Here is a 21,993-nt window from a genome sequence, read left to right as displayed (position 1 = left end):
GCGGGGCGCATGGGCGCCTTGGACGGCGCCGCGCAAGTCGCCCCGACGAGGTCAGTAGCGGATGACCGACGCGCCCCACGTGAAGCCGCCGCCGACGCCTTCGATCAGCACGTTCTGGCCACGCTTGATGCGGCCGTCGCGCACCGCGACGTCGAGTGCGAGCGGAATGGACGCAGCCGACGTATTGCCGTGCTCGCCCACCGTGACGACCATGCGTTCCTGCGGCAAGCCCAGCTTGCGGCAGGTGCTTTGCATGATGCGGATATTGGCCTGGTGCGGAATCAGCCAGTCGATCTGGTCAGCCGTCAGGTTAGCTTTCTCGAGCGCCTCGACCGCGACTTTTTCGAGCACGTTGACAGCCAGCTTGAACACGGCCTGCCCGTCCATATGGAGGAAGGCGCTGCCGGACACCACGCCGCCGTTCACATTGCCCGGCGTGCAAAGAATGCCGGAATGGCTGCCGTCCGCGTGCAATGCGCTTGCGAGCACACCCGGTTCTTCCGACGCCTGCAGGATCACCGCTCCCGCGCCGTCGCCGAACAGCACGCAAGTCGTGCGGTCGTTGAAATCGAGAATGCGTGAGAACGTTTCCGCGCCGACGACAAGCGCCGTGCGATGCTGGCCACCGCGAATCAGGCTGTCCGCCAGGGACACGGCATACGCGAAGCCGGAACAGACGGCTTGCACGTCGAACGCCGCGCCGTGATTCCTGATGCCGAGTTTGCTCTGCAACAGGCAAGCCGTGCTGGGAAACACGAAGTCCGGCGTGGAAGTGGCGACGATGATCAGGTCGATGGCTTGGGGATCGATGTCCGCCGCCTCGATTGCCCGCTGCGATGCGAACTGCGAGAGGTCGCTCGTCGTGACATCAGGATCCGCGAAGTGGCGTGCATGGATGCCCGTACGGGCCACGATCCATTCGTCACTCGTCTCGACGCCTTGCTTGGCAAGACGCTCAGCCAGATCCTGATTGGTGACGCGCGCGGGCGGCAGATAGCTGCCGGTTCCCAGCACGCGGGAATAAATTGTCGATTGAGCCATTATGCCTTCGAGGATTGCGCAGCGTAGGGCTCGGCCGGCTGGCCTGCGATAGGGCTTGCGTGACCCGCACCGCTTGCGTCGCGCGCCGCCTGTTCAAGAGAACCCGCGTTCTCTTCCATCGCTTGCGCAAGGCGCTCCAGCACGCCGTTTTTGACGGCATCATACCCGCGTTTGATGGCCCACTCAAACCCGTAGGCGTCCGCGGAACCGTGGCTTTTGATCACCAGTCCGCGCAGGCCGAGCAACGCGGCGCCATTGTATTGCCGATGATCGACACGCTTCTTGAAGCGCATCAATACCGGCAGCGCGAGGACCGCCATCACCTTGGTGAGCCACGAACGGCCGAACTCTTCCTTGATGATGTTCGACAGCATCTGCGCAAGACCTTCGGAGGTCTTCAGCGCCACATTGCCGACGAAACCGTCGCACACGATCACGTCAACCGTGCCTTTGAAGATGTCGTTGCCTTCCACGTTGCCATGGAAGTTCAGCGTGCTGCCGCGCAGCAGCTCGCCGGCACGCTTGATAGTGTCGTTACCCTTGATGACTTCTTCGCCGATATTGAGCAGCCCGATGGTGGGCCGCTCCTTGCCTTCGAGCGCGGACACGAGCGCGTGCCCCATCTCCGCGAACTGCAGCAGGTGCTGCGGTTCACAGTCGACGTTGGCGCCCAGATCGAGCATCATGGTGTAGCCGTTCGGATTGGGCAGGGCGGACGCGATCGCTGGGCGCTCGATGCCCGGCAACGTTTTCAGCACGTAGCGCGACACCGCCATCAGCGCGCCGGTGTTGCCGGCGGAAATGCAGGCTTGCGCCTCGCCTTCCTTGACGCGATTCAGCGCCACGCGCATGGACGAGTCTTTTTTCTTGCGCAGCGCGACTTCGACCGGATCGTCCATGGCGACGATCTCGGACGCGGACACGACGGTCAGTGCCGGCAGGTCCAGGGCCTTCAACTTCTTGAGCTGCGCACGAATCGCACTTTCAATGCCGACGAGCAGCAACTGCGCGTCGGGATGCGAGCGGACGAAGTTGACGGCAGCGGGAACGGTCACGGACGGGCCGTGGTCGCCTCCCATGCAATCTATCGTGAGCTTTACTGTCATGGAGTGCGGCGAATTTCAGGCACCCTGCATGGGACCGCAATATGCGCTGAAGCGCCCTCTGCGATCGACGCAAAAAAGCGGCAGTTGAATGCCGCCTTTTTGCCGAGCCGGGAAAATGTCAAGCGAGCTGATCGCCACGCGAAACGCCGGAGGGCGCAACGCAGTGAAACGATTAGTCGTTCTTCGTCTTGACGACTTTCTTGCCGCGATAGTAGCCGTTCGGGCTAACGTGGTGACGCAGATGCACTTCGCCCGTGCTCGGTTCCACGGCCAGCGGCGCTGCCGTCAGGAAATCGTGCGAACGGTGCATGCCGCGCTTCGACGGCGACTTCTTATTTTGTTGAACTGCCATGACTAACTCCTAAAAATTTTCCGAATTCTAACACAGCCCGATGCGGTCTCCGCCACTGGCCAAATGGCCAACGCGCCCGCATCGCGCTCCCATGCAACTGTTCAGTGCTTCTTGTCGCCCGGCTCACCGCGCTTGAGACTTTCGAGCGCCGCGAACGGATTGGGCCGCTCAGGCTCACCGCCCTCTTCGGCTTCGTCCTGGGCGGCTTCGTCGCTCTCGCCTTCGGTACCAGCCACACCAGAGACGAGACTCTCGTGCACCTCGGGACAAATCTCGTGCTTGGGCACGAGCGGCAAGGAAAGCAGCAACTCTTCTTCGATCAAGTCGACGAGATCGAACTGGCGGGAGCCCACGATCACTTCGACTTCATCCTCGTCGAGCGGAAACTCTTCGGCTTCCGCCTCAGTGTTGACGATCCGGTAAGTTGCATCGACGTTGAACGCCTGCGAATACGGCGTCATGCACCGCTGACATTCGATCCATGCGGAACCGTGAATCGCCAGCCTCAAATAAGGCTGCGGACCCTCGGCGCCGTCATCCTGCAATTCCGGCTGCGTCGCCCCTTCAGCTTGCCAGGTGAACGCGGTATCGCGGTCTGGCGCTTCTGCCGGGACTTCGTTTAACATGCGCGGCAGTTGCGAGACGCGCACGACACCCGCGGCCTGCCTTCCACTTCGCGCAAATTCGAACAGATCGAGCTCATGCGGGTCGGACAGACCAGCAGGTTTGCCAGGATGTTGAGTCATGTGCGCTCCTGCGTCGGCAAGGGTTTCGCCGGGATATATCACGGTTAAATCAGTTTGCGAAGCGGCCCGTGAAACTTCAGCGCTGCGCAATTGCAATGAGTATGCGACGGTGAATTTTCGCCGTGTGCTTCCAGACGATTTGAAACCCACGAGTTGCAACCCGGTTTGCAACCACTTACAAGTGCCCACAACTGCGGCAAACCGCCTAGCACGGCACGCACCGAAAGCCACCTGACGCAAGCATACCGATGAAAAGCCCGAAATCATATCTGTTTTGTCTTTTCGAGTCAAACACTTAAGCCCGTACAAGCGCGAGCCGCGCGCATGCTCGTACGCCCCGCCCTTCTAGCCGTTGATCGACCATGTCAGATTCCCCCAAACGCCCGCCACGCCTGATTCTGGCATCGAGTTCGCCGTATCGCCGCGAACTGCTCGAACGCCTGCGCGTTCCATTTGAAGTAATCGTGCCCGCCATCGACGAAACCCCGCGCGCCGGCGAAACGCCCGACGCCACCGCGTTGCGGCTTGCCGAGGCCAAGGCGCGGGCGGTCGCCGGCGCGCTGCCCGCAGGCGAAACCGCCCTCGTGATCGGCTCGGACCAGGTCGCCACTTACGACGGCTTGCAAATCGGCAAACCGGGCACTCACGCCAGGGCGTTCGCGCAATTGCAGGCGATGCGCGGCCGCGAAGTGCTGTTTCATAGTGCGCTGTGTCTGTTCGACAGCCGCTCGGACAGGGCGCAAACCGTCGACGTCATTACCCGCGTACGATTTCGCGTTCTGTCAGATGCGGCGCTGGAGTCCTATCTGCTAGCCGAAACGCCCTACGACGTAGCGGGCAGCGCCAAGTCCGAGGGCCTGGGCATCGCATTGCTCGAAGCCATTCATTCCGACGATCCCACGGCACTCGTCGGGCTCCCGCTGATCGCGCTGTCGGGCATGCTGTCGACGGCGGGCTATCCGCTACTGGAGGCACAATGAGCGGCACACTCTATCTGATCCCGAACACGCTCGGCGAAGGCGACGCCGACGCGCTCGACGCCGTCCTGCCCGCCCCCGTGCGGGCTCGCGCCGCCGCGCTTCACTATTACATCGGCGAAAACGCGAAGACCACGCGTGCATTTCTGAAGAAAGTCGGCACCGAACGTCCGATTCAGGAAATCGAGATTCGCGAACTCAACATCAATACGCCGGCAGGCGAGATCGACAAGCTGCTCGCGCCGGTTCTGGCCGGGACCGACGCCGGCCTCGTCTCCGAAGCCGGCTGTCCGGCCGTGGCCGATCCGGGCGCGCTGCTGGTGCGCCGGGCGCACGAGCGTGGCGTGAAAGTCGTGCCGTTCGTCGGGCCAAGCTCGATTCTGCTCGCGCTGATGGCCTCCGGACTCAATGGCCAAAGCTTTGCGTTTCATGGCTATTTGCCGGTCGACGCCGCCGAGCGAGCCAAGCGCCTGCGCGATCTCGAAATGCAGTCGCGCAAGGGCAAGCAGACGCAGATCTTTATCGAGACGCCTTATCGCAACCGCGCGCTGCTGGACACGCTACTGGCAACGTGCGCACCGTCCACGCTGGTTTGCGTCGCGGTCGATCTGACACTGAACAGCGAAACCATCGTCAGTCACACCGTAGCCGACTGGAAGAAAAAGCCGGCGATCGACCTGCATAAGCGGCCCGCCATTTTCCTGATCCTGGCGGTCTGAGTCAGATTTCGCGCAAGTCGCACACAGAAAACCCCGCGCGCTCGGTCAGATCGCGCGGGGTTTTCTGTGCGTCCGGCGAACCCTTAGCGCTCAGCGCAGGTTGAACTTTCCGCCCAGCGCCATCGCGTGAACGGCGCCGCTGCCCACGGCCGCGCCGAATTTGCGCGCAACACGATCCGTAATGCTCTCTTTCACCGTGTAGTCGACGATATCCGGCGCCTTGAAGATCTCACGCGCGACATAGTTCGCATCGCCCAGGCCGTCCGCGAGACCTAGCTCGACGCTTTTCTGGCCCGTCCAGAAGAGGCCGGAAAACATGTCCGGCGTTTCATGCAGGCGTTTGCCGCGACCCTGGCGGACCGCCTCGATAAACTGAGCGTGAATCTGGTCCAGCATTTCCTGCGCATGCTGATCCATCTTCGGCGTTTCGGGCGAGAACGGGTCGTAAAAGCCCTTATTTTCGCCCGATGTGTGCAGCCGGCGCTGGATGCCGAGCTTGTCCATCAAGCCGGTGAAGCCAAAGCTGTCCATTAGCACGCCGATCGACCCGACGATGCTCGCCTTGTCGACGTAAATCTTGTCGCCGGCCGCCGCCGCATAATATCCGCCCGACGCGCACATATCTCCCACCACGACGTACAGCGGAATAGACGGATGTTTCGCGCGCAATCGGCGGATTTCGCCGTAGATAATGCCTGCCTGAACCGGGCTTCCGCCCGGACTGTTGCACCGCAGGATCACGCCGGCCGTGCCGCTGTCGTCGAAGGCGCTTTCCAGCGCCGCGCTAATATCTTCGGCGTTCGCATTGGTATCTGCCGAGATTTCGCCGTCAAGTGCTATCAGCGCCGTGTGGCGACCCGTCGCCGCGAGCTTGTCGCCGGAAAACTCGAGCACGCCCCAGATCACGAGCCCCAAGATCGCGAGGAACACGAAGCGGAAGAAGATTTTCCACCGCCGCGCGGCCCGCTGTTCATTCACGGCGGCCAGCGCAATGCGCTCGAGCGCCGCGCGTTCCCAGCCGGGTTCGTCGGCGGAAATGCGGGAACGGCCCGTCATGGACGGTTCCTTCGTGTCAGGAGTCAGGTTGTCGGACATGCGTGCAGTGGTATTTTCAAGAAGGACAGATCAGGACTCGGCCGGACGCAACTCGCCGTCGGGAATCCAGAAAACGGCGCGGCCTTCTGCCGTCTGGCGCTCGTCGACGCGAAGCGCTCGCAGCCGCCCGCCACGGCAGGGACCGCCGACGCATTTGCCGGTATCCGGCGCGTAAATCGCGCCATGTGTGGCGCACATCAAGTATAAACCGGACGATTCGAAGAACTGGCCCTCGGCCCAGTCCAGTTCCATGGGCACGTGCGCGCAGCGGTTCAGGTAGCCATACGCGTCGCCGCCGTAGCGGACGAAAAACACCACGACCTCGTCGGCGCCGATCATCGCGGCGCGCCGCACGCCGGCTCCGCCGTCGACCAGTTCCTCCGACGCACAGATGCGCACCGCCTGCGCCGCGGTTTCGGCCTTGCTCGCCTCGGCACTCATGCGTTGTCCCTCAGCCAGCCGGACAACGCACTGACGCTCGACGCCACGTATTTCGGCGACAGCGCACTCAACGAGTCGGCCGGATGCGCGCCATACGTCACGCCGATGCCGGCCACGCCCGCATTGATCGCCATCTGCAAATCGTGCGTGGTGTCGCCGACCATCACCGTGCGCACCGGATCCTGCCCGAGTTCGCGCGTCAACTCGTGCAACATGGCCGGATGCGGCTTGGAAAACGTCTCGTCCGCGCAGCGCGTGCCGTCGAACAGACTGGTGAGCCGCACCTGATCGAGCGCGCGATTCAGCCCGACGCGGCTTTTGCCCGTCGCCACGGCCAGCAGATAGCCCTGCTCGCGCAGTTCCTGCAACATTTCGCGCACGCCCGCGAACAGTTCGGTGGTCTGATCCTTCACCAGATAGTGAAACCGGTAGCGCTCGGCGAGCCGCGGATAGTCGCTCGGATCGAGCGTGGGCGCGGCGATCTGCAGCGCGTCGCGCAAGCCGAGGCCGATGACATAGCTCGCGGCTTCGTCGGCGGGAACCGGCAAACCCAGATCGCGGCACGCCGCCTGGATGCTCCGCGTGATATGCACGGTCGAATCCATGAGCGTTCCGTCCCAGTCGAAGACGATCAGATCAAATTGCTCTCTAGCCATGCGGTGCCGTCTCCGGGTTGGACCCATTTCGTAATTCGTTGAGCTGCGCGATGAAGCCGCGGCATTCCGCCGGCAATGGCGCATCCAGTTGAAGCGGCGCGCCGGTTGCCGGGTGCGTCAGCTTCAGCCTGTAAGCGTGCAGGAACATGCGCTTCAAGCCGGGGTTCGCGTTGGCGCGGGCCAGCGCCTTGTTCAGCGCGAAGTCGCCGTATTTGGCATCGCCGACGATCGGCAGCTCCAGATGCTGCAGATGAACGCGAATCTGATGCGTGCGGCCCGTTTTCAGCTCGGCTTCCAGCAGCGCATAGTCGGGCCAGCGGTCGATCAGATTGAAGACCGTGTGCGACGCGAGGCCGTCGGGCTGCACGCGCACGCGCCGCTCGCCGTCCGCGGTCAGATATTTGTGCAGCGGCTCCTTGACGGCCCGACGGCGGCCCCAGTCGCTCGCCCATTCGCCGTGAACGCACGCATAGTAGCGCTTGTCCATCTTGTTTTCGCGAATCTGCTCGTGCAGGTTCACGAGCGCCGAGCGCTTCTTGGCCAGCATCAGAATGCCGGACGTTTCCCGATCCAGCCGATGCACCAGTTCGAGAAACTTCGCCTGCGGACGCGCCTCGCGCATCTGTTCGATCACGCCGAACGCGACGCCGCTGCCGCCGTGAACCGCCACGCCGGCCGGCTTGTCGATCACGAGCAGATGCTCGTCTTCGAAGATGATCCTGAATTGCGCGCTGGGAACCGGCGCCTCGCGAACCGCCTCGTTGGGCTGAGCGACGCGAATGGGCGGCACGCGCACGAGGTCGCCCAGTTCGAGGCGGTACTGGGCGTCGATCCGCCCCTTGTTCACCCGCACTTCCCCGCTGCGCAAGATGCGATAGATATGGCTTTTCGGCACGCCTTTACAAACGCGCAACAAAAAGTTGTCGATGCGCTGTCCAGCCGCGCTGTCGTCGATTTCGATGAGCGACACCTGGTCGCTCGCGACGGGGCTTGCTACCGATTTCTGGGATATTTTGCCTAACTCTTTCATTCTGAATATAATTTGCCCAGCAGTCTGCGGCGGCCGGCGCAGTGTCCGGAATTCGGGCGGATTGCGCAGGTGCAAGCGATAAATCGTTATTTTACTTGCGCCGGGGTCTGGTTGCTCGCCCTGAAAATGAGATGCAACAAGTTGCACGCACGAGGTCAGTACCCGGCAGGGACGGCGCCCACAGGCGCGTTCGGTCAAGGTCGGCCTCGACGGTAACGGAATTTTGGCAAAAAAGAATTTAACTTCCAGCTTCGGTATCGGGCGCTTTCCCGCCCTGCTGTATGAAGCTGCAAGTTGCGAAAATACGGCGTGCGCCCATGGCGTCTTGTAGAAAGTACAAGACTTGGCGACGTCAAAATGAGGCGAGACACCCCCAGCAGGAAAAGACGCGCCGCTTGCGCGAACTTCCCGTTGCGGCACGACCGCCGCCTTCGACCCTCCGGTCACGCGCCCAGTTGGCGCACCGGCGAGAGGGGCCAGAGGCGCATGAAGGTCTGCCGGCAGAACCCGCGGCGTGTCGGGTCGTTATTTGAAGCCGTGTTCGCATGTGCCCTGCGGCACCGCGCCCTTCTTTATGGGGCCGGGCCCTCTCAGGCAATTCTCCCGCCATTCTTCCCGCTCCAGCGTGCTTGTGAAAACACAATAAGGCGCGGCATGCCGCTGCCGTCCGGCTCTCGCGACTGACAACCGCGCAGCCGGAGGCGGCGACGCCGCTCTGGAGCCGTTCAATGAAACGCATGTTGTTCAATGCGACGCAGCAGGAAGAACTGCGCGTCGCCATCGTCGATGGGCAAAAACTCATCGACATCGACATCGAAACCGCCGGGCGCGAACAGCGCAAAGGCAATATTTACAAGGGCATCATTACCCGCATCGAGCCGTCGCTCGAAGCCTGTTTCGTCAACTACGGCGAAGACCGTCACGGCTTCCTGCCGTTCAAGGAAGTCGCCCGCCAGTATTTCCGCGACGGCGTCGATATGCGCTCGGCGCGCATCCAGGACGCGCTGAAGGAAGGCCAGGAACTCATCGTCCAGGTCGAAAAAGAAGAACGTGGCAATAAGGGCGCGGCCCTCACCACCTTCATCTCGCTCGCCGGCCGCTACCTCGTGCTGATGCCGAACAACCCGCGCGGCGGCGGCGTGTCGCGCCGGATCGAAGGCGACGACCGCCAGGAACTGCGCGAAACCATGGCCCAGCTGCAATTGCCGGAAGGCATGAGCATCATCGCGCGCACGGCCGGCATTGGCCGCAGCGCCGAAGAGCTGCAGTGGGACCTGAACTACCTGATGCAACTGTGGCGCGCGATCGAAGCCGCGTCGCAAAGCGGCTCGGCCGGCCAGCCGATGCTGATCTATCTCGAATCGAGCCTCGTCATTCGAGCGATTCGCGACTATTTCCAGCCCGACATTGGCGAAATTCTGATCGACACCACCGAAATTCATGACCAGGCGCGCGCCTTCATGGATATCGTGATGCCGGATAATGTCAGCAAGGTGAAGCGGTATCACGACGACGTGCCGCTTTTCTCGCGGTTCCAGATCGAGCATCAGATCGAAACGGCGTATTCGCGCACGGTGCCGCTGCCGTCGGGCGGCGCGATCGTGATCGACCACACGGAAGCGCTGGTCGCGATCGACGTGAACTCGGCCCGCGCCACCAAGGGCGCCGACATCGAGGAAACGGCCGCGCGCACCAACATCGAAGCCGCCGACGAAGTCGCCCGCCAGTTGCGTCTGCGCGACCTGGGCGGTCTGATCGTGATCGACTTCATCGACATGGAATCGGCCAAGAGCCAGCGCGAAGTCGAGCAGCGCCTGAAAGACGCGCTCAAGCACGACCGTGCGCGCGTGCAGATGGGCAAGATTTCGCGCTTCGGCCTGATGGAACTGTCGCGTCAGCGTCTGCGCCCGGCTCTGTCGGAAGGCAGCCACGTGACTTGCCCGCGCTGCAACGGCACGGGCCACATTCGCGATACGGAATCGTCCGCGCTGCAAGTGCTGCGGATCATTCAGGAAGAAGCCATGAAGGAAAACACCGCGGCAATCCATTGCCAGGTGCCGGTCGAGGTGACCGCCTTCCTGTTGAACGAAAAGCGTTCGGAAATCAACAAGATCGAATCGCGTTTCAAGGTCAACGTCGTGCTGGTGCCGAACAAGCACCTCGATACGCCGCATTACAAGCTGGAGCGTCTGCGTCACGACGACGCCCGCCTCGACGATCCGCGCGCCTCATGGAAGATGGCCGAGGAAGCGGCTCGCGAACTGGAGTCGGAAACCGGCTACAGCAAGCGCACTGAGGAAGTGAAGCCGAAGCAGGAAGCGGCGGTCAAGGGCATCACGCCTGAAAAACCGGCGCCGAGCGCACCGGTTCGGCCGGCGGCGGCGCCCGCGCCTGTCGCGGTCACGCCGGCGAGCGGCGGCTTCATCGGCTGGCTGAAGAATCTGTTTGGCATGCAGCCGGCAGCGCAGGCACCGGTCGCACCGGCTGAGCCTGAAAAGCAGACGCGTCCGCAACGCGGCGAGCGTGCGGAGCGCGGTGAGCGCACCGGCGAGCGCGGCGGCGATCGCAACCGCAACCGCCGTGGCGGCGCGGGCGGCCGCGATGCGGCAGCGCGTGGCGAAGGGGCGAACGGCGGCCGTCAAGGTCAGCAGCCGTCGCAGCGTCGCGAGGAACGCGAACCTCGCGAAGGCCGCGAGCTGCGTGAAGGCCGTGAGGCACGCGAAGGCCGTGAACCGCGCGAGGCACGTGAGGCGCGCGAGCCGCGTGCCAATCGTGAACCGCGTGAAGGACGCGAGGCACGTGAGCCGCGCGAGGCCCGCGAACCGCGTGAGGCACGTGAACCCCGCGACCGCGACACGCGCGGCGGCGACCGTGCGGAAACGGCAGAAGGCGCGCCGCGAGGCGAACGTCAGGAACGCGGCGAACGCCGTGAGCGTGGCGAGCGTCGCAAGCAACAGACGGAAGCCGTGGATGCCTTGACGCAAGCCGAACCGCAAACCGCCGAGGAACTGGCGCAAAGCCAGGCCGCCATCGGCGAAAACGTTGCGCCGGCCGATCAGGAAACGGTGGCGCGTGAAGGTGAAGAACGTCGTCGTCGTCGTCGCGGCCGTCGTGGCGGTCGTCGTGAGCGTGAGGAAGACGTGAACGGCAACCTGGCAGCGGACGTCGCGGAAGCGGAAGGCGAGAATGTCAGCGCAAGCGAGGAAGCGCCGCTGCGCACCGCGCATGAGCCGGTGGAAGCCAAGGAGGCAGTGAGCGAAGCGAAGGACGTGACGCCGGTGGAAGTCGTCGTTGCCGCCGTTGCAACCGAGACGGCGGTCGTCTCCGAACTGCACGCTGCAACCGAAACGCCGGCTCTCGCCGCCGAAAAGGCAGCGAAGACGGAAACGGTGGTCCCGGTTGCCGAAGCTCCGGCTGCTCCGGCTGCTCCGGCTGCTCCGGCTGCGGTCGAGCCAACTGTCGAAACGCCGGCTGCGCAAGCAGCGACGCCGGTCGAGCCGATAGCAACGGCACCTCTGGCACCGACCGCACCGGCTACACCGGTCGCCGCCGAGACGCCTGCGCAGGTCGAGCCGATCGCGCCTGTCGAGGCTCCGGCCGTGGCTGCGCAAGCTCAAGCGCCGGCTCCGGTCGAGACCGCCGCTCCGGTTGACGTGATCGCTGCCCCGGCCGCTGAACCCGAGCCGCAAGCGGAGATCGTCGAATCGAAGCCCGTCGTGGCAGCGGTCGCGCCTGCCGCGGAATCGGCAGCCATCGAACCGGCGCCCGTCGCCGCCGCGCCGCAAACGGCGCCGGCCACACAGGCACCGCGTCATGGCGCTGTTTCGGCGGAAGCCCTGAAGCCGGTGCTGGAACAGGCCGGTCTCGTCTGGGTGAATACCGACGCCGAGAAGCTGCGCACGGCACAGGAAGCCGCCGCGCAAACGGTCAAGCCGCCGCGCGTCGTGCGCGAGCGCAAGCCGTTGCCGCCGCTCGACACTGCGCCGATGCAGCAGGTCGAAACCGGCAAGCATCCGCAGTAAGCTTGCGTAGTTGCTTCGAAAAGCCCGCCCTCACCGGCGGGCTTTTTGTTTTTTGGACCGATCGAAGCGAGTGGTCCGCGCCCTCCCCGTAAACCCCGACAGCGATTGCCATCGCCCTGCCGCGACGGGCATTTCCGATAGAATGAAGTACTCACTTTCCCGGTTTTGGCGCAATCCAGACACCCCATGTCCCGACGCATCATCCCTGTTGCCGATCTCAGCGCGGCGCCGGTCATTTCCGGCCCCGTGCAGACGCCTAGCGGCGCGCTGCACGACACACTCGCGCGCCCGCTTCGCGATTTGCGCATTTCGGTGACGGACCGTTGCAATTTTCGCTGCGTTTATTGCATGCCGCGCGCCATCTTCGACAAGGATTACGCGTTTCTGCCGCACAGCGCCCTGTTGAGCTTCGAGGAAATCGAACGGCTCGCGCGGCTTTTCGTCGCGCATGGCGTCGAGAAAATCCGTCTGACGGGCGGTGAGCCATTGTTGCGCAAGAATCTCGAATTTTTGATCGAGCGGCTCGCGCAACTCACTACGCCGGAAGGCCGCCCGCTCGATCTCACGCTGACCACCAACGGATCGCTGCTCGCGCGCAAGGCGCACAGCCTGAAGGACGCCGGCCTCACGCGCGTCACCGTGAGCCTCGACGCCCTCGACGACGCGCTGTTCCGCCGCATGAACGACGCCGATTTCGCGGTTGCCGACGTGCTCGAAGGAATCGCCGCCGCGCAGGCCGTGGGGCTCGCGCCCGTGAAGGTCAACATGGTGGTCAAGCGCGGCACGAACGACAGCGAAATCCTGCCGATGGCGCGCCACTTCAAAGGCTCGGGCGCGGTGCTGCGCTTTATCGAATACATGGACGTCGGCACGTCGAACGGCTGGAATATGACCGAGGTGCTGCCGTCTGCCGACGTGATCGCGCGTGTCGCTGGGCATTTCCCCCTCACGCCGCTCGAAGCCCATAGCGCTGCCGAAACGGCCCAGCGTTGGGGCTACGCGGACGGCAGCGGCGAAATCGGCGTGATTTCGAGCGTGACGCGCGCGTTTTGCGCGAGTTGCACGCGGGCGCGTCTGTCGACCGAAGGCAAGCTGTACTTGTGCCTGTTCGCCTCGGCGGGACACGACTTGCGCGCGTTGCTGCGCAGCGGCGCCAGCGACGCCGAAATTGCGACCGCTGTCGCCGAAATCTGGCAGAACCGCGGCGACCGCTACTCGCAATTACGTGGCAGCAACTCGGCCGGGTCGCGCCCGGACGACGCCCGCCGCGTTGAAATGTCGTATATCGGCGGCTGATCGACACATATGGAACACACCCGCGAGCCGACGCGCGAACAGATCACGGGCCTGCTGCTCGCGGGCGGCCGGGGCATGCGCATGGGCGGCGCCGACAAGGGCTTGCAAACGCTGCACGGTGAGCCGCTCGCGTCGCACGTGCTGAAACGTCTCGCACCGCAAACGGGCGCGCTGCTGATTAGCGCCAATCGCCACGGCGACACCTACACGGCGCTCGGCGCGCCGTTCGGCGCGCAGGTGATCGCCGACACCCTGCCTGATTTTCCCGGCCCGCTCGCGGGTTTGCTCGCCGGTCTGCGCGCGTCACGCAGCGAATTCGTGTTGAGCGCGCCGTGCGACACGCCCTGGCTGCCAGTCGACCTGGCCGCCCGCCTCGCCCAGGCCATCGGCACGGCGGACATCGCCACCGCCACGACCTCCGACGCGAGCGGCAACGTGTCGCTTCACCCGGTTTTCGCGCTGCTGCGCACCCGTCTCGCGGACGACCTCGCGGCCTTTCTGCACGCCGGCGAGCGCAAGGTTCGCGCGTGGTACGCGCGCCACAAGACCGTGGAAGTCAGCTTTACCGACGAGCGCGCGTTTTACAATGTCAATTCGTTACAAGAACTCGCCGACCTCGAACGTCATCGGGGCCCCGGCTGAAATCCCGCTCCGCCGCACGGCAAACGCCGCTCCCGCCGTCGGCCGCGACGTCCAGCTCTTCATGACCACGCAAAACGAATTTTCCCGCTGCGTCGCTCAGTACGACCCTCACGCGCTGCCCGTTTCGGCTGCTCAGGCGATCGTTCGCGAATGGGCCGCGCCGGTGGCGGCCGTCGAACGCGTCGCTTTGCGCGATGCGCTAGACCGCGTGCTCGCCGCCGATGTCATGTCGCCCATCGACGTGCCGTCGCACGACAACTCCGCAATGGACGGCTACGCGTTCAATCACGCTGCGTTGACGAACGGCGCGCCGGCCGTCGAGCTGACGATTGCGGGCAAGGCATTCGCGGGTCATCCGTTCGTGGGCCGCGTCGGCGCGGCGCAATGCGTGCGCGTCATGACAGGCGCCTCGATGCCGGACGGCTGCGACACCGTCGTGCCGCAGGAGGTGGTCGAGCGCGGCGCCGACCCGGCGTCGATCACCTTTTCAGCCGACGCCGTGGGCCAGGGCGCCAACTGCCGGCTCGCCGGCGAAGACCTCGCCCGCGGCCATGCGGCGTTGCGCGCGGGCCGCGTGATTCGCGCGTCCGACCTCGGCTTGCTGGCTTCGCTCGGCATCGGCGAAGTCAATGTGCGGCGGCGTTTGCGCGTCGCGTTCTTTTCCACCGGCGACGAGTTGCGCTCCGTCGGCGAGCCGCTCGATCCCGGCTCGGTCTACGACAGCAACCGCTACACGCTCTTTGCCATGCTGCGGCGTCTGAATCTGGACGCCCTCGATCTCGGCGTGATCCGCGACGAACCTGCGGCGCTCGAATCCGCCTTGCGCAGCGCCGCGGCGAACGCGGACGTGGTGCTGACGTCCGGCGGCGTCTCGGTGGGCGAGGCGGATTTCACGAGGCAGTTGTTGCAGACCTTCGGCGACGTCGCGTTCTGGAGTCTCGCGATGCGGCCAGGCCGGCCGCTCGCGTTCGGCCGTGTGTGGTCCGGCGATCGGCCAGGCGCCGGGCGGCCTGCGTTATTCTTCGGTCTGCCGGGCAACCCGGTTGCCGTCATGGTGACGTTCTATCAGATCGTGCGCGAGGTGCTGCTGCTCATGTCGGGCGCCACGCCGCAACCGCTGCCGGTGATCCGCGCCGCGAGCCGTCAGCCGATCGCGAAGCGCGCGGGGCGCACCGAGTTCCAGCGCGGCATAGCCGGCCAGGACGCAAAGGGCGACTGGCATGTGACGCCGACAGGCTCGCAAGGCTCCGGCGTATTGAGTTCGATGAGCGAGGCCAATTGTTTTATCGCGCTCGGCCATGATGAAGGCGAGATTGCCGAGGGCGAACGCGTCAGTATCATGCTGTTCGACGGTCTGATCTGACGTCTCGCCGCGCGAATAGCCGCGGCGGCGCCTTCATGCACAAGCCATATTCAGCTTTACCCATTACCACTACGACACGCGGGTTTCACTTACATGAAAAAACAGATCTCGTTCATCGCACCGGGACAGACGGCCAAAGCGCTTATCCTCGTTTACCTGACGTTCTCGGTGCCGATCGTGCTGCTCGGCGTGCTCGTCGCGTTCGTGCGCTACGGTTCGGTGGAATTGAGCACTGTGTTCAGCGCGCTGCTGCTCAACGCGATTCTCGGCTTCATTCTGCTGTGGATCGCCTGCCACGCCTATAACTGGGTGGCGTCGCGTTTCGGCGGCATTGAAATCCAGCTGACGGACGCGCCCGAAGAAGCGTGAGCTTCGCCACGATCCGCGCCGGCGCCGCCGCGCTTCCGGCAGGCGCGCGCCGCCTGGGCGCGCGGCGAGCGCGATCCGTACTGTCTTATTGCTCGTCGGGCTCCACGCCCGACAACGCATTGCCTATCAGGCCGTTCGCCTCCTCGCCGGGCAGCGCCTCCACGTCACGCAGCTTGCGGTTCATGACGCGAGTGCGCGTCTCCGCCGCCTCGATGGAGCGCGTGACGGTTTCGAGTTGCGCCTTCGTCTTCGCCAGCACGTCACCGAATTTGCCGAACTCGGTCTTGACCGCGCCGAGCACCTGCCACACCTCGCTAGAACGCCGTTCGATGGCGAGTGTGCGGAAACCCATCTGCAAACTGTTGAGCAGCGCTGTCAGCGTGGTGGGGCCCGCAATCGTCACGCGGTAGTCGCGCTGCAAAAGATCCGACAGACCCGGCCGACGCAACACTTCGGCATATAAGCCTTCGGTCGGCAGGAACAGCAGCGCGAAATCGGTCGTGTGCGGCGGCGACACGTACTTCTCCGCGATGGTGCGCGCCTCCGCCCGTATCCGGGCTTCGAGCGCTCGCGAAGCTTCTTCCACGGCGAGCGGGTCGGCTCGCTCCTGCGCGTCGATCAGGCGCTCGTAGTCTTCACGCGGGAATTTGGCGTCGATGGGCAGCCACACCGGCGCCGTTGCCCCGCCCGCCTCCACTCGTCCCGGCAAGCGGATCGCGAACTCGACGCGGTCCGCGCTCTTCGGCACGGTCGCCACGTTCTTCGCGTACTGGTCCGCGGTGAGCAGTTGTTCGAGCAACGCTTCCAGTTGCACTTCGCCCCACGTGCCGCGCGTCTTGACGTTGGTGAGCACCTTCTTCAGATCGCCGACGCCCGCCGCCAGCGTCTGCATTTCGCCCAGGCCGCGATGCACCTGTTCGAGCCGGTCCGAGACGAGCTTGAACGACTCGCCGAGACGCTGTTCGAGCGTGGCGTGCAGTTTTTCGTCGACAGTGCGGCGCATTTCCTCCAGCTTGCTTGCGTTGTTCGCCTCGATGTCCTTCAGACGCTGTTCGATGGTCGCGCGAACTTCGGTGAAGCGACGATCGTTCGCCTCGGTGAGCTGCCCGAGTTGCAGGCTGAGCGTGTCGCCGAACTGCTTGAGCGAGCGGCCCTGTTCGTCGCGTGCCTGCTGCGCCTGCTGGTGGAGACTGTGACGCACGGCGTCGAGCTGCTGCGCGAAGCCGTCGATCTTGCCGCCCTGCACCGTCGTCATGCTGCTGAATTGCGCCGCCAGCGTCTGCTGAAAATGCGCGAAGCCGCTGCTCTGCTCGGCACGCGACACGCGCGCCGTCTCCGCGATGTCATTGCGCAGTTGCCGCTCCAGACGCTCGTAGGCGTGCGCCTGCGCATCGGCGGCTGCGTCGATGCGTTCGTTGAGCACCTCGAACTGCTCGTGATCGTCGGCGCGGCCCTGCCCGCGCATCAGCAAAGCCAGAGCGAGCACGAGGGCGACCGCCAGCACCGCGACGGCCGCGACCAGAATCATCGTCATGAACGCGCTCGGCCAATGACTTCCGCGTTGATCGGATTCGGCGGGCGACCGGCGCGCGGACCTTCGCCGAGACCGGCGATCAGATTGTCCGCGGCGAGGTTGGCCATTGCGCGGCGCGTCGCTTCCGTGGCGCTCGCGATATGCGGCGTCAACACGACGTTCGGCACGCCGAGCAGGTCGGGATTCAGATCCGGCTCACCTTCGAAGACGTCGAGACCGGCAGCGGCGATCTGCTTCGCGCGCAGCGCCTCGACGAGCGCGGCGTCGTCGACAATACCGCCGCGCGCGATGTTGGTCAGCGTGGCCGTCGGCTTCATCAGCGCGAGTTCGGCGGCTCCGATCGTGTGATGGTTTTCCTTCGTATAAGGCAACACGAGCACCACGTGATCGGCGCGCCGCAACAGATCCGCCTTCGACACATATTCGGCATTCAGTTCGGCCTCGATCTCCGGCGCGACGCGCGAACGGTTGTGATAGACGACCTGCATGTTGAAACCTCGCGCGCGGCGCGCGAGCGCCTGGCCAATTCTGCCCATGCCGATCACGCCGAGCGTGGAGCCGTACAGGTCGCTGCCGAGAAAGCCGTCGTACGCCCATTTCTGCCATTTGCCGGCGCGCAGCCAGTGCTCGGACTCGGCGATGCGGCGCGCCGTGGCCATCATCAGCGCCCAACCGAAATCGGCTGTCGATTCGTTCAGCACGTCCGGCGTATTGGTGCCGAGCACGTTAGCGGCGTTGAACGCGGCCATGTCGAAGTTGTTGTAGCCCACCGCCATGTTCGACACCACGCGAAGACGCGGCGCGACCGCCAGCACGTCTGCGCCGATCGGATCGTCCGCCGTCAGCGCGCCGTCCTTATCCGCGAGACGGCGCTTCAGTTCGTCGGCGGACAGCACGTCGCCCTGATTCCAGTCGACGTCGAAATGTTGTTTGAGGCGCTCGATCACATCGGGAAAAATCGGACGGGCGACGAGTATCTTCTGCATTGCAATTCTCCGTGTAGCGTGTCGAGTTCGACTGTCTCGGCATCAGAATCGAGTCAAAAAAAGAGCCAGCCGGTGACGAGAAAAAGCGGCAGCAACACCGCGCCGGACCAGCCCAGATAGGCGAAAAAACCCGGCATGCGCACGCCGCGCGATTCCGCAATGGCCTTCACCATGAAGTTCGGCGCATTGCCGATATAGCTGTTCGCGCCCATGAACACCGCGCCCGCCGAGATGGCCGCGAGCGTGGTCGCACCCGTGGTCATGAGCGAAGGCGCGTCGCCGCCGGCCAGGTTGAAGAACACGAGGTAGGTGGGCGCGTTGTCAAGAAACGAAGATAGCAGGCCGGTGGCCCAGAAGTACATGGCGTCGTGCGGCTTTCCGGCAGAGTCGTTGACGAGATGGACGATGCCGCCAAACGCGCCCGCCTCGCCCGCTCGCAAGATGGTGATGACCGGCGCGATGGTCACGAAGATGCCAGCGAACAGCTTGGCCACTTCTTCGATGGGCGCCCAGTTGAAGTCGTTGCCCGCGCGCGCGGGGCGCGGCGTCAGCGCGAGCGACAGCAACATGACGCCGACGAGCGCCACGTCGCGCACGGCATTCTGCAAAGCCACCTGGGTTCCGAACACGCCGAAGCCGGCGCCCGGTTTCCATAGACCGCTCATCAGCACCAACCCGACAATCGCGGCGAGCAGCAGAAAATTGATTTTCCCTTCGATGCGAAGCTGCGCCGACTCAAGTGTGGGCTCCGGCAAACGCGAGCGCTCTTCCTCCCGCCGGTGAAAATAATACGAGTCGAGCAGATAGAACGCGGCAAGCAACACCCCGCACACAAACAACATGGGCAGCGCGAGATGCGTGGTAGTCCAGAAGAAATTCACACCCGCGAGAAAGCCGAGGAAAAGCGGCGGATCGCCCAGCGGCGACAGCGAGCCGCCCGCGTTCGCGACCAGAAAGATAAAGAACACGACCACATGGACCACGTGCCGGCGATTGTCGTTGGCGCGCAGCAACGGGCGGATCAGCAGCATGGCCGCGCCGGTGGTGCCCATGACGCTCGCGAGCAAGGTGCCGAGCGCGAGAATCGACGTGTTCAGGCGCGGTGTGCCGAGCAGGTTGCCGCGCACGCAGATGCCGCCCGCGACCGTATAGAGCGCGGCCAGCAACACGATGAACGGAATGTACTCTTCGACCAGCGCGTGAATGAGCGTGCCGAAAGCGACGCCCGCGCCGAATGCCAAGGCGAACGGCACGAGAAACACCAGCGCCCAGGCCGCCGCTATCTTGCCAAAATGGCGATGCCAGAACGACGGCGCGACGAGCGGAAACACGGCGATCGACAACAACACGCCGGCGAACGGCAGTCCCCATAGCGCGGAAAGCGACGCGCCTTTGAGCGTGGCAGCGGACGCGAGTTGCGGCCAGCACGCCAGCATCGATGCAACGCCGGGCAGCATGCTCGCCGACACGGCATGTCTATTCATATCCTCGAAGCCCTGGATTTCCGGGAGTGGCAGCGCGTTGCCGGCGCGCTCCGGCAACGCGCCACCTTTGTACTGGGCATTCAGGCGCCGAGCACGACGATCACGTGCACTCGATAAGGCCCATGCGCGCCGAGCACGATGGTCTGTTCGATATCGCCGGTGCGCGAAGGCCCCGAAACGAAGTTGACCGCGCGCGGAAGCTCGCCGCGCTCGCGGCGGATCAAGGCGAACGCTTCTTCATGTCCGGCGACGATGCGCGAAGCCGGCACGATCGCGATATGCGTTTCCGGCAGAAGACCGGCCGAAGCATAGGTCTGCGGCCCGGAAAGCAGGGCGAGCGTGCCCGTCTCGGCCGTTGCGCAGAAGCAACCGGTGAGCCCGACCACGTCGCCGTCTTTCGGCTTGCGGAATTCGACGGACAGACCCGCCTCGGTCCAGCGCAGATCCTGCAGCGTTTGCCAGGCAATGGCCTGCAAGGGCAACGCATGTTGCGTGAGATAGCGATGCGCCGCGGCCGGCACGTCGCTCAGGGCCTCGACCGTGTCCACCGTGGTGGCCATTTTCTGCGCTTCCTCGATGAAACGCGCAGTCAGGTCCACCGGCATCTCGGGGCGCGGACCCTCCGGATGGCGCGCGAGATAGTCCGCCACGGCCTCGCGCTCCGATGCGGCCGGTTCGGGCTCGCGGCCTTGTGCCGCGCGAATGCGGGCCAGAATGTTGCGGCGGGCAAACGATGTGTCCATGGGCAGAAGTCCTCGTGTCGACAGCCGTGCGATATGCGGAGAATTATAGCGGCCACCCTCTGCGCGAACACCCTGGCCTGACGGCATAGGAACACATCGGACGCGCGAAAAATTGCTACTTCGCGGGCGCTTCCTCGGGCTGCGCGATGCCGAACACCTGCCGCAGATACGCGAGATACGCCTTGTCCTCGCACATGTTCTTGCCCGGCGAATCGGACAGCTTCGCGACCGGCTGGCCGTTGCAGCGAACCATCTTGATGACGATCTGCAGCGGGTTGTAGCCCAGGTCGTTGGTCAGATTGGTGCCCACGCCAAAGGCCAGCTTGCAGCGGCCGCGGAATCGTTCGTAGAGCTGCAGCACCTTCGGAATGTCGAGCGCGTCGGAGAACACCAGCACCTTCGTGCGCGGATCGCAGCGGTTCGCCTCGTAATGCCTGAGCAGGCGCTCGCCCCAGTCGAACGGATCGCCGGAGTCGTGCCGCGCGCCGTCGAACAGTTTGCAGAAGTACATGTCGAAGTCGCGAAGAAACGCCTGCATGCCGTAGACGTCCGACAGCGCGATACCCAGGTCGCCGCGATATTCCTTCGCCCACATTTCGAAGCCGAAAGTCTGCGAATCGCGCAGCCGCGGACCGAGCGCCTGGCATGCCTGCAGATACTCGTGCGCCATGGTGCCGAGCGGCGTGAGGCTGTGCTTCATCGCGTAAAAGACGTTGCTCGTGCCGGCGAACTGTTCGCCGAGACCGTCTTTCAGCGTGAGGATCACTTCTTCGTGCCATTGCTTCGAGAAGCGGCGCCGCGTGCCGTAATCGGCGATCTTGCAGTCCGCGAATTCCGGCCGCGCGCCCAGCAATTTCATCTTTTCGACGAGGCGTCCGCGACCTTCGCTGTAGTCCGGTTCCTGCTGCGTATTGCGGAAATAGACTTCGTTGACGATCGCGAGCATCGGGATCTCAAAGAGGATCGTATGCAGCCACGGGCCCTTGATCTCGATGTCGATTTCGCCATTGTTCTTAGGCGACGGCTCGATCGAAATGTACTTCTCGTTCAGATGAAAGAGCGCGAGAAACTCGATGAAGTCGCCCTTGATGAAACGCATGCGCCCGAGGTAGTCGAGTTCGTCTTCGGTGAAGCGCAGCTTGCAGAGCTTGCGCACCTCCTCACGAATTTCGCCGATGTACGGCACGAGGTCGACATTCGGCGTGCGGCAACGGAAGCGGTACTCGACGTTGGCCGCGGGAAAATGATGCAGGACCACCTGCATCATCGTGAACTTGTACAGATCGGTGTCGAGCAGCGAAGTAATAATCATGATGGCGCGAACTGGACTGCAGGAAACGGAAGGCCTGATTCAACCCATGCATATGGCGCGCTCGTGCACGCCGATGGCA

20 protein-coding genes are annotated in these 21,993 nt (G+C 64.2%); 7 read left to right on the top strand and 13 right to left on the bottom strand.

Features of this window, described 5'->3' with window-relative positions; translation table 11 throughout:
* Window positions 1-51 precede the first annotated feature (51 nt).
* The 4 genes from VOM14_RS06915 to VOM14_RS06900 all read right to left on the bottom strand — a co-directional run bounded on the left by VOM14_RS06915 (window position 52) and on the right by VOM14_RS06900 (window position 3,245).
* Window positions 52-1,041 carry a beta-ketoacyl-ACP synthase III gene (locus VOM14_RS06915; RefSeq protein WP_327627975.1) on the bottom strand — a complete coding sequence of 330 codons (990 nt, stop codon included), beginning with the start codon at window positions 1,039-1,041 and terminating at the stop codon, window positions 52-54.
* On the bottom strand, window positions 1,041-2,147 hold the full coding sequence (gene plsX, locus VOM14_RS06910) for a phosphate acyltransferase PlsX (protein WP_327627974.1): 1,107 nt from the start codon (window positions 2,145-2,147) through the stop codon (window positions 1,041-1,043). The genes VOM14_RS06915 and plsX overlap by 1 nt, the downstream gene beginning before the upstream one ends.
* A gap of 172 nt (window positions 2,148-2,319) precedes the next feature.
* Complete coding sequence (gene rpmF / locus VOM14_RS06905; RefSeq protein WP_006051932.1) at window positions 2,320-2,499, bottom strand: 50S ribosomal protein L32; 180 nt, start codon at window positions 2,497-2,499, stop codon at window positions 2,320-2,322.
* 101 nt (window positions 2,500-2,600) lie between these two features.
* Window positions 2,601-3,245: a DUF177 domain-containing protein gene (locus VOM14_RS06900; RefSeq protein ID WP_327628121.1), complete on the bottom strand. Its 645-nt coding sequence runs from the start codon at window positions 3,243-3,245 to the stop codon at window positions 2,601-2,603.
* Window positions 3,246-3,607: 362 nt separating this feature from the next.
* Here VOM14_RS06900 and VOM14_RS06895 point away from each other — a divergent pair, with 362 nt between their 5' ends.
* Entirely contained in the window at window positions 3,608-4,225 is a 618-nt protein-coding gene (locus VOM14_RS06895) for a Maf-like protein (protein ID WP_327627973.1), read from the top strand.
* A complete protein-coding gene (locus VOM14_RS06890; protein ID WP_327627972.1) occupies window positions 4,222-4,941 on the top strand; it encodes an SAM-dependent methyltransferase in 720 nt (239 codons plus the stop codon). The genes VOM14_RS06895 and VOM14_RS06890 overlap by 4 nt, the downstream gene beginning before the upstream one ends.
* Before the next feature lie 90 nt (window positions 4,942-5,031).
* On the opposite strand, the gene VOM14_RS06885 is transcribed toward VOM14_RS06890, so the two are convergent.
* The 4 genes from VOM14_RS06885 to VOM14_RS06870 are packed head-to-tail and all read right to left on the bottom strand — an operon-like array spanning window position 5,032 to window position 8,163.
* On the bottom strand, window positions 5,032-6,036 hold the full coding sequence (locus tag VOM14_RS06885) for a S49 family peptidase (protein ID WP_327627971.1): 1,005 nt from the start codon (window positions 6,034-6,036) through the stop codon (window positions 5,032-5,034).
* A gap of 30 nt (window positions 6,037-6,066) precedes the next feature.
* A complete protein-coding gene (locus tag VOM14_RS06880) occupies window positions 6,067-6,477 on the bottom strand; it encodes a Rieske (2Fe-2S) protein (protein WP_327627970.1) in 411 nt (136 codons plus the stop codon).
* Window positions 6,474-7,133 carry an HAD-IIIA family hydrolase gene (locus VOM14_RS06875; RefSeq protein WP_327627969.1) on the bottom strand — a complete coding sequence of 220 codons (660 nt, stop codon included), beginning with the start codon at window positions 7,131-7,133 and terminating at the stop codon, window positions 6,474-6,476. The genes VOM14_RS06880 and VOM14_RS06875 overlap by 4 nt, the downstream gene beginning before the upstream one ends.
* On the bottom strand, window positions 7,126-8,163 hold the full coding sequence (locus VOM14_RS06870; protein WP_327627968.1) for an RluA family pseudouridine synthase: 1,038 nt from the start codon (window positions 8,161-8,163) through the stop codon (window positions 7,126-7,128). Before VOM14_RS06870 ends, VOM14_RS06875 begins: the two co-directional genes overlap by 8 nt.
* Window positions 8,164-8,891: 728 nt before the next feature.
* Between VOM14_RS06870 and VOM14_RS06865 the strand changes: the two genes are divergently transcribed.
* From VOM14_RS06865 to VOM14_RS06845, 5 genes are all read left to right on the top strand, one after another.
* The gene (locus tag VOM14_RS06865; RefSeq protein ID WP_327627967.1) at window positions 8,892-12,185 is read left to right on the top strand and encodes an Rne/Rng family ribonuclease; all 3,294 of its coding nucleotides are present in this window, start codon (window positions 8,892-8,894) and stop codon (window positions 12,183-12,185) included.
* 186 nt (window positions 12,186-12,371) lie between these two features.
* Entirely contained in the window at window positions 12,372-13,481 is a 1,110-nt protein-coding gene (moaA, locus tag VOM14_RS06860) for a GTP 3',8-cyclase MoaA (protein WP_327627966.1), read from the top strand.
* A gap of 9 nt (window positions 13,482-13,490) precedes the next feature.
* A complete protein-coding gene (gene mobA / locus VOM14_RS06855) occupies window positions 13,491-14,123 on the top strand; it encodes a molybdenum cofactor guanylyltransferase MobA (RefSeq protein WP_327627965.1) in 633 nt (210 codons plus the stop codon).
* Between the two features lie 61 nt (window positions 14,124-14,184).
* Window positions 14,185-15,486 carry a molybdopterin molybdotransferase MoeA gene (moeA, locus tag VOM14_RS06850; protein ID WP_327627964.1) on the top strand — a complete coding sequence of 434 codons (1,302 nt, stop codon included), beginning with the start codon at window positions 14,185-14,187 and terminating at the stop codon, window positions 15,484-15,486.
* A gap of 93 nt (window positions 15,487-15,579) precedes the next feature.
* A complete protein-coding gene (locus VOM14_RS06845) occupies window positions 15,580-15,855 on the top strand; it encodes a hypothetical protein (RefSeq protein WP_006053283.1) in 276 nt (91 codons plus the stop codon).
* Between the two features lie 85 nt (window positions 15,856-15,940).
* Here the strand turns inward: VOM14_RS06845 and VOM14_RS06840 are convergent, their stop codons facing one another.
* From VOM14_RS06840 to pncB, 5 genes are all read right to left on the bottom strand, one after another.
* A complete protein-coding gene (locus tag VOM14_RS06840) occupies window positions 15,941-17,389 on the bottom strand; it encodes a DNA recombination protein RmuC (protein WP_327627963.1) in 1,449 nt (482 codons plus the stop codon).
* A complete protein-coding gene (locus VOM14_RS06835) occupies window positions 17,386-18,375 on the bottom strand; it encodes a 2-hydroxyacid dehydrogenase (protein ID WP_327627962.1) in 990 nt (329 codons plus the stop codon). Before VOM14_RS06835 ends, VOM14_RS06840 begins: the two co-directional genes overlap by 4 nt.
* A 53-nt stretch (window positions 18,376-18,428) precedes the next feature.
* Window positions 18,429-19,859, bottom strand: a complete 1,431-nt coding sequence (locus tag VOM14_RS06830) for a sodium:proton antiporter (protein ID WP_327627961.1) — start codon at window positions 19,857-19,859, stop codon at window positions 18,429-18,431.
* 80 nt (window positions 19,860-19,939) lie between these two features.
* Window positions 19,940-20,602: a LutC/YkgG family protein gene (locus tag VOM14_RS06825; protein WP_327627960.1), complete on the bottom strand. Its 663-nt coding sequence runs from the start codon at window positions 20,600-20,602 to the stop codon at window positions 19,940-19,942.
* Window positions 20,603-20,717: 115 nt separating this feature from the next.
* Complete coding sequence (pncB, locus tag VOM14_RS06820; protein ID WP_327627959.1) at window positions 20,718-21,914, bottom strand: nicotinate phosphoribosyltransferase; 1,197 nt, start codon at window positions 21,912-21,914, stop codon at window positions 20,718-20,720.
* Between the last annotated feature and the right edge of the window lie 79 nt (window positions 21,915-21,993).

The sequence above is a fragment of the Paraburkholderia sp. MPAMCS5 genome (assembly GCF_036016995.1).
GTDB lineage: Bacteria > Pseudomonadota > Gammaproteobacteria > Burkholderiales > Burkholderiaceae > Paraburkholderia.
This window is presented reverse-complemented; position numbering and strand designations above follow the sequence as displayed.

Coding starts and splice junctions, on each gene's coding strand:
- mobA (WP_327627965.1), top strand. CDS start 13,491: ATGGAACACACCCGCGAGCCGACGCGCGAACAGATCACGGGCCTGCTG.
- VOM14_RS06830 (WP_327627961.1), bottom strand. CDS start 19,859: ATGAATAGACATGCCGTGTCGGCGAGCATGCTGCCCGGCGTTGCATCG.
- VOM14_RS06825 (WP_327627960.1), bottom strand. CDS start 20,602: ATGGACACATCGTTTGCCCGCCGCAACATTCTGGCCCGCATTCGCGCG.
- moeA (WP_327627964.1), top strand. CDS start 14,185: ATGACCACGCAAAACGAATTTTCCCGCTGCGTCGCTCAGTACGACCCT.
- VOM14_RS06875 (WP_327627969.1), bottom strand. CDS start 7,133: ATGGCTAGAGAGCAATTTGATCTGATCGTCTTCGACTGGGACGGAACG.
- VOM14_RS06880 (WP_327627970.1), bottom strand. CDS start 6,477: ATGAGTGCCGAGGCGAGCAAGGCCGAAACCGCGGCGCAGGCGGTGCGC.
- VOM14_RS06835 (WP_327627962.1), bottom strand. CDS start 18,375: ATGCAGAAGATACTCGTCGCCCGTCCGATTTTTCCCGATGTGATCGAG.
- VOM14_RS06895 (WP_327627973.1), top strand. CDS start 3,608: ATGTCAGATTCCCCCAAACGCCCGCCACGCCTGATTCTGGCATCGAGT.
- VOM14_RS06870 (WP_327627968.1), bottom strand. CDS start 8,163: ATGAAAGAGTTAGGCAAAATATCCCAGAAATCGGTAGCAAGCCCCGTC.
- plsX (WP_327627974.1), bottom strand. CDS start 2,147: ATGACAGTAAAGCTCACGATAGATTGCATGGGAGGCGACCACGGCCCG.
- VOM14_RS06890 (WP_327627972.1), top strand. CDS start 4,222: ATGAGCGGCACACTCTATCTGATCCCGAACACGCTCGGCGAAGGCGAC.
- VOM14_RS06840 (WP_327627963.1), bottom strand. CDS start 17,389: ATGACGATGATTCTGGTCGCGGCCGTCGCGGTGCTGGCGGTCGCCCTC.
- VOM14_RS06885 (WP_327627971.1), bottom strand. CDS start 6,036: ATGTCCGACAACCTGACTCCTGACACGAAGGAACCGTCCATGACGGGC.
- moaA (WP_327627966.1), top strand. CDS start 12,372: ATGTCCCGACGCATCATCCCTGTTGCCGATCTCAGCGCGGCGCCGGTC.
- VOM14_RS06865 (WP_327627967.1), top strand. CDS start 8,892: ATGAAACGCATGTTGTTCAATGCGACGCAGCAGGAAGAACTGCGCGTC.
- VOM14_RS06845 (WP_006053283.1), top strand. CDS start 15,580: ATGAAAAAACAGATCTCGTTCATCGCACCGGGACAGACGGCCAAAGCG.
- rpmF (WP_006051932.1), bottom strand. CDS start 2,499: ATGGCAGTTCAACAAAATAAGAAGTCGCCGTCGAAGCGCGGCATGCAC.
- VOM14_RS06900 (WP_327628121.1), bottom strand. CDS start 3,245: ATGACTCAACATCCTGGCAAACCTGCTGGTCTGTCCGACCCGCATGAG.
- pncB (WP_327627959.1), bottom strand. CDS start 21,914: ATGATTATTACTTCGCTGCTCGACACCGATCTGTACAAGTTCACGATG.
- VOM14_RS06915 (WP_327627975.1), bottom strand. CDS start 1,041: ATGGCTCAATCGACAATTTATTCCCGCGTGCTGGGAACCGGCAGCTAT.